Below are 6129 nucleotides of genomic sequence, written 5' to 3' on the forward strand. Positions count from 1 at the left end.
GGAACGTTCCGTCGACGGGCGCTGTCCGTACACGGATACCCATGGTCTGTTCTGGCTCGGGCCTTACCTGCAATATGGCTCTCCGCGCGAACATGGGCCGGAATTTCACGCATGTTCCGAAAGGCGACAGCCATGCCAGCCACGCACTTCCGGGCTCGAAGGGAAGCAGCGGGCCCCCATCGGCATCCGAACCGCAATTTCCGACGTTGACGGCCAGTAAGACTTCCTGCGCCGCCCTTACCCGTGGGCGCGCGGCGGCTGCAAGGTCAGCGGTTCACGACCGCCACCGAGCGGACATCCAAGGCCACCGCCTTCGGCTTCTTGTCCTTCTTTTCCTTCCCCGGCTTCTTCCTCACCGCGTCCACCTGGGTCTGCCCGCTATCGCTCACGGTCGAGGCCGCTTCGATGGCCGCTGGTGCGGCGAGGGCTCCGCAGAGTGCGAATCCGCACACGGCTATGGCCGTGCGCTTGCGAATGGCGACTTCCATGGTGCATCACCTGACTCCGTGAATTGCAGTCCAGGGTGATGCGCTTGCGCCAGTAGGAGTCAAAAGGTTGGACCCGTGTTGTGTGCTTCAGTAATTCTTTATGGAGCTCATTGGATTTCCCGTATACGGCCTTCATGTCCGGGTTTCCCGACCCCAGGACAGCGAGAACCAGGCCATGCGCAGGCCGGTGCGCTGGAGACGTCTGAGTGCCCCGCACGCTTCGGACCAAGCCCTGGCCCGGTCTCCCGTGACGGCACATCGAGGGCACATGGCAGTGGGAAACGCTGCGAAACGATGACATTCGTCTAGGCTTGTTTTCGCTGGTCAGACTTGTCCTCACGTGTAACGGCAGGTCAGCCGTTCGCACGTACGGATACCCTTGACATGTGACCGACGCCCACGAGACCGCAGCAGACAGCTCACTGCGAACCACCGGAGGCGCTCCTCCGGACGACGGCGGATCTTCTGCTACGGAGGCGCCGATCCCTTTGCTGGAACCGCGTGAGGGCATTCCGCCCGTGATCGCGGACGAGGCCGCCCTGGCCCGGACGATCGCCGCCTTCGAGGCAGGCTCCGGTCCGGTCGCCGTCGACGCCGAGCGGGCCTCCGGCTACCGCTACGGCCAGCGCGCCTACCTGGTCCAGCTGCGCCGCCAGGGCGCCGGAACGGCTCTCATCGACCCCGTCGCCTGCCCCGACCTGTCCGCCCTGGGCGAGGCCCTGTCCGGCGTCGAGTGGGTGCTGCACGCCGCCACCCAGGACCTGCCCTGCCTGCGCGAGATAGGCATGGTGCCGACGCGGCTGTTCGACACGGAGCTGGCCGGGCGGCTCGCCGGGTTCCCCCGGGTCGGCCTCGGCGCGATGGTCGAGGGCGTCCTCGGCTTCGTCCTGGAGAAGGGGCACTCCGCCGTCGACTGGTCGACCCGGCCGCTGCCCGAGCCCTGGCTGCGGTACGCGGCGCTGGACGTCGAGCTGCTCGTCGACCTGCGCGACGCGCTGGAGAAGGAGCTGGACCGGCAGGGCAAGCTGGAGTGGGCCCGCCAGGAGTTCGACGCGATCGCCTCCGCGCCGCCGCCCGAGCCGCGCAAGGACCCCTGGCGGCGCACGTCCGGCATGCACAAGGTGCGCCGGCGGCGACAGCTGGCTGTCGTACGGGAGCTGTGGCAGACCCGGGACCGGATCGCCCAGCGACGGGACGTCTCGCCGGGCAAGGTGCTCGGGGACGCGGCGATCGTGGAGGCCGCGCTGGCGATTCCGGCCAACGTGCACGCGCTGGCCGCGCTGAACGGTTTTGGACACCGGATGAGCAAGCGGCAGCTGGAGCAGTGGCAGGCGGCCGTGGACCGGGCGAAGGCGCTGAGCGAGGCGCAGTTGCCGCAGCCGGGGCAGCCGGTGACCGGGCCTCCGCCGCCGCGGGCCTGGGCGGACAAGGATCCTGCGGCCGCGGCCCGCCTCAGTGCGGCCCGGGCCGGGGTCTCGGCGCTCGCCGAGGAGCTCTCCATGCCGCAGGAGAATCTGATGACGCCGGACACGGTTCGGCGGGTGTGCTGGGAGCCGCCGGCGGTGGTGGACGCCGAGTCCGTGGCGGCCGCGCTCGCCGGGCATGGTGCGCGGCCGTGGCAGGTGGAGCTGGTGACGCCGGTGTTGGTGGAGGCGTTGTCCGCGAAGGAGGCCTAGCCGCCGTAGCGCTTCGCGGCGTACGGCGGCTGCGGGCCCTGCCTTCTACTTCGTGGCCCCTTGAGTGAATCCGTTGTAGATGAACCGCTGGAGGAACAGGAAGACGATCAGGGTCGGGGCGATGACGAGGATCGCGCCTGCCGAGATGGTCTCCCAGTGGGCTCCGAAGGGGCCCTTGAAGCGGAACAGGGACGTCGAGATCACGCCAAGATCTTCGGAGGGCATGTAGAGGAAGGGGATGTAGAAGTCGTTGTAGACATTGATCCCCTTCACGATCACGACCGTCGCGATCGCGGGCTTGAGCAGCGGGAAGATGATCTTCCGGTAGACCGTGAAGGCGTTGGCGCCGTCGATGCGGGCCGACTCGTCCAGTGAGACGGGGATGGCCCGTACGAACTGCAGGAAGATGTAGATCGACACGATGTCCGTGCCCATGTAGAGCGCGATCGGCGCCCAGAGACTGTCGAACATCCCGAAGCTGTTCACGATCTGGAAGGTGGCCACCTGGGTGGTCACCCCGGGGACCAGCGCGGCGACCAGGAACAGGCCCAGGACCAGCTTCCGGAAGCGGAACCGGAAGCGGTCGATGGCGTACGCCGTCATGGAGCCGATGAGGACCGTTCCCCCGATGGCGACGACCAGGATGACCGCCGTGTTGGCGAACGCCGAGAGCATCCGGCCGTCCTGGAACGCCGTCACGTAGTTGGCGAAGTTGAGCGGGTCGTCGGGCAGCGCGAGGGCGCCGCTGTCGTCCGCCATCTCCCCGGAGGTCTTCAGCGACGTCAGGAAGACCACGGTGAGCGGCAGGAGCACGACCAGCGTCGCGAGGACCAGGGACAGGTACACGAGGGCACGGGCCACGGCACGGCGCGTCATACGAGGTCCACCTTGTCGTCCGGGACGAGGCGCCGCTGCACCCAGGTCACCGCCAGGATGATCAGCAGCAGTACGACGGCCGCCGCCGAGGCGAGGCCCGTCTTGTTGAACTGGAACGCCAGCTTCACGGTCTGGATCACGAAGGTCTCGGTGCCGGTCGCGCCGCCGGTCATGATGTACGGGATCTCGAAGACCGACAGCGACCCGGAGACGGACAGGATCACCGACAGGCTCAGCACGGGCCGGATTCCGGGCGCGATGATGTGGCGGAACTGCTGCCAGCGGTTCGCCCCGTCCAGTTCGGCCGCCTCGTACAGCTCCCCCGGGATCGACTGGATCGCGCCGAGGAAGAGGACGAAGTTCAGTCCCAGGTAACGCCAGACCGAGACGCCGGCGAGGGAGACGTTGGCCGACGTGGGTGTGCCGAGCCAGGCGCGGTCGCCGTCGTAGCCGAAGAGGCTCAGGATCGCGTCGAGGGTGCCGCCGTCCTGGAAGAAGTACAGGAAGACGAAGCCGATCGCGACGCCGTTGATCAGGTACGGGAAGAAGAGCACGCCCTTGAAGAAGCCGCGGAAGCGGACGTTGAAGCTCAGGATCGTGGCGAAGTACAGGGCGGCGCCGATCTGCACCGCGGACGCGGCGAGGTAGTAGCCGCTGACGAAGAACACCTCGAACAGCTCGGACCGGGTGAAGAGTTCGGTGTAGTTCTCGGCGCCCGTGTAGTGCAGCTCGGGGCTGACGCCGTCCCAGTCGGTGAAGCTGTACGCGACCATGTTGACGATCGGCGCGTAGGTGAAGGCGATCAGCAGGGCGAGCGGGGCGATCAGGAACAGCCAGGGGGTCATGCCCCGCCACCGCCGCGGCCGGTGCGCGGCGGACGGCGCTGCCGGCCCGGCGGGCGCGGCCGGCCCCACCGGCCGCGCCGCCTCCCGGGTGGTGTCGGTCATCAGGACCCCAGATTCTGCTGCGCCTCGGTCCACTTCTCGCCCAGCCCGGTCAGGAAGTCGTCCAGGCTGCCCTTGCGGGCACCGCGCGCGAGGTCGACGAGTTCCTGGCGGTAGTCGGGCTTGTAGATGCCGACCTCCGACTGGTTGTCGATGGACTTGACCTCGGCGCCCTTGGTGTCGTCGATGTCGAGGAGCTTCACACCCGCCTCCTCGTACGGCTTGAGGATCTCCGGCAGCGGGGCCTTCTTGAGGGGCGACAGGGCGAGGTTGGCGTCCGCGTAGCCGGACTTGTCGGTGAACCAGTCGATCCAGGCGCGGGCGGCGGCCTTGTGCTCGGAGTGGACGTTGACGGCCTGCTGGTAGTCGGGGGACGTCACCGCGCAGAACGTGCCGTTCTTCTGGGCGGGGAACGGCATGAAGCCGATGTCGGCCGGGTCGGTGCCCGCCTGCTTCGCCGCGTCCTGCATCTGCACGATCGCCCAGGAGCCGAGCCACATCGTGGCGATCCGGCCCTTCGCCAGGCGGGGCTTGGACGCCTCCCAGTTGGTGGTCGTCGGGTCCTTCTCGATGAGGTCCGACTTCACGATGTCGTGGAGCAGCGTGTCACCGACCCGGAGGTCGGCGCCCTGCGCCCAGGGGTTCTGCTCGGCGAGCCGGGTGGTGGCCTGGGTGTCGCAGCCGACCGAGCCGTTGACGTTCGTCCACTGGGTCAGCGGCCACATGTCCTTGAAGTTGGTGTAGTACGGGACCGCGTCGGTCTTGGCCTTGACGGCCTTCAGGTCGTCGAGGAACTCGGCCGGGGTCGTGGGCCAGTCGGTGACGCCGGCCGCGCTCCAGACCTTCTTGTTGTAGACGAAGCCCGGGACCACGCCGATCGGGCTCTGCCCGTAGACCTTGCCCTCGACGGTGGAGTAGTCGGTGAAGCGGTACTTCTTGCTCCGCTCGGCCTGCGTGCCGAGGGAGGCGAAGAACCTCGGGTAGTCCTTCTTCTCGATCACGGCCGGGATCATCAGGACGTCGCCGTAGTTCTCCGTGTTCATACGGATCTTGACCTCGCCCTCGTAGTCGGTGAGGCCGTCGAACTCGACCTTCACCTTGGGGTAGGTCTTGTTGAACTCGGCGGCGTACTTCTTCATCGTCCCGTCCTGCACGAGGTCGGTCCGGTGGGTGAGGACGGTGATGGTCCCTTCGACCTTGGCGGGGTCGTCGGGCGCCTTGGCATCCGCGCCCTGGGAGGTGCCTCCGGTGCCGGTGCAGCCCGAGGCCAGCAGGGCCGCGCCGACGGCGAGGGCGAGGACGGTACGGCGGTTCATGTGCATCAGCTCCGTTCGCGGAGGGGAACTCGGGACGGAAGAGCACGTGCGGTATGGCTGGTTCGGCACTCTGACAGCGCTTTCTCAACCGGTAAAGTCCCATTCCCGCCAACGCTGCGAAACCTGTACACGACTCTTCACTGGACCGGTTAAGGGAGTGCGCATGCTTCAGGCCACACCGCTCGGCGACGGATGGATCCTGCGGCACGAGCCGGACCCGCTCCCGGCCTCCGTGCCGGGCTGCGTGCACACCGACCTGATGACGGCCGGAGTCATCCCGGATCCGTTCCTGGGCCTGGGCGAGTCCGAGGTGGCGTGGGTGGGGCGCCGGGACTGGACGTATGAACGGGAGCTCACGACCGCGTCCGCGCAGGAGCAGACCGACCTGGTCTTCGACGGGCTCGACACCGTCGCCGAGATCTCCCTGGACGGACGGCTGCTGGGCAAGGTGCGGAACATGCACCGCTCGTACCGGTTCGACGTGACGGGGCTGTCCGGGCGGCTGTCGGTGCGGTTCGTCTCCGCCTACGCCGAGGCCGAGGCCGTGCGGGGACGGCTGGGCGAGCGGCCCGCCGCCTACGCCGAGCCCTACCAGTACCTGCGCAAGATGGCCTGCTCCTTCGGCTGGGACTGGGGGCCGACCCTGGTGACGGCCGGGATCTGGCGGCCGGTGCGCCTGGAGCACTGGTCGACGGCCCGGATCGCCCGGGTGCGTCCCCTGGTCACCGTCGACCAGGGGGTCGGCGTCGTCGAGTTGGCCGTCGACGTCGAGCGGACCCGGGTCGAGGCGCCGCTCACCCTGGAGGCCGAGGCGGGCGGGGTGCGGGCC

At 68.3% G+C, this 6129-nt stretch carries 6 protein-coding genes; 2 read left to right on the forward strand and 4 right to left on the reverse strand.

Translation table 11 applies throughout. From position 1 onward, the window contains the following. Positions 1-266: 266 nt before the first annotated feature. Complete coding sequence (locus CCL05_RS44605) at positions 267-488, reverse strand: hypothetical protein (protein WP_143589991.1); 222 nt, start codon at positions 486-488, stop codon at positions 267-269. 386 nt (positions 489-874) lie between these two features. Between CCL05_RS44605 and CCL05_RS34530 the strand changes: the two genes are divergently transcribed. After that, positions 875-2164, forward strand: a complete 1290-nt coding sequence (locus CCL05_RS34530) for a ribonuclease D (protein WP_086564594.1) — start codon at positions 875-877, stop codon at positions 2162-2164. A 45-nt stretch (positions 2165-2209) separates the two neighbouring features. Here CCL05_RS34530 and CCL05_RS34535 read toward each other — a convergent pair whose 3' ends face one another. The 3 genes from CCL05_RS34535 to CCL05_RS34545 are packed head-to-tail and all read right to left on the reverse strand — an operon-like array spanning position 2210 to position 5300. Next, positions 2210-3040: a carbohydrate ABC transporter permease gene (locus CCL05_RS34535; RefSeq protein ID WP_086564595.1), complete on the reverse strand. Its 831-nt coding sequence runs from the start codon at positions 3038-3040 to the stop codon at positions 2210-2212. Next, complete coding sequence (locus CCL05_RS34540) at positions 3037-3987, reverse strand: carbohydrate ABC transporter permease (protein WP_086564596.1); 951 nt, start codon at positions 3985-3987, stop codon at positions 3037-3039. Before CCL05_RS34540 ends, CCL05_RS34535 begins: the two co-directional genes overlap by 4 nt. After that, on the reverse strand, positions 3987-5300 hold the full coding sequence (locus CCL05_RS34545; protein WP_425275963.1) for an ABC transporter substrate-binding protein: 1314 nt from the start codon (positions 5298-5300) through the stop codon (positions 3987-3989). The genes CCL05_RS34540 and CCL05_RS34545 overlap by 1 nt, the downstream gene beginning before the upstream one ends. A 163-nt stretch (positions 5301-5463) precedes the next feature. Between CCL05_RS34545 and CCL05_RS34550 the strand changes: the two genes are divergently transcribed. After that, on the forward strand, positions 5464-6129 hold a 666-nt coding region (locus CCL05_RS34550; RefSeq protein ID WP_425275964.1), incomplete at its 3' end, for a glycosyl hydrolase 2 galactose-binding domain-containing protein.

Origin of the sequence: Streptomyces africanus, assembly GCF_002150735.1 — a bacterium.
GTDB classification, from domain to species: domain Bacteria; phylum Actinomycetota; class Actinomycetes; order Streptomycetales; family Streptomycetaceae; genus Streptomyces; species Streptomyces africanus.

Excerpts from the sequence above, each read along its gene's own strand:
- CCL05_RS44605 (WP_143589991.1), bottom strand. The coding sequence starts at position 488 with ATGGAAGTCGCCATTCGCAAGCGCACGGCCATAGCCGTGTGCGGATTC.
- CCL05_RS34535 (WP_086564595.1), bottom strand. The coding sequence starts at position 3,040 with ATGACGCGCCGTGCCGTGGCCCGTGCCCTCGTGTACCTGTCCCTGGTC.
- CCL05_RS34540 (WP_086564596.1), bottom strand. The coding sequence starts at position 3,987 with ATGACCGACACCACCCGGGAGGCGGCGCGGCCGGTGGGGCCGGCCGCG.
- CCL05_RS34545 (WP_425275963.1), bottom strand. The coding sequence starts at position 5,300 with ATGAACCGCCGTACCGTCCTCGCCCTCGCCGTCGGCGCGGCCCTGCTG.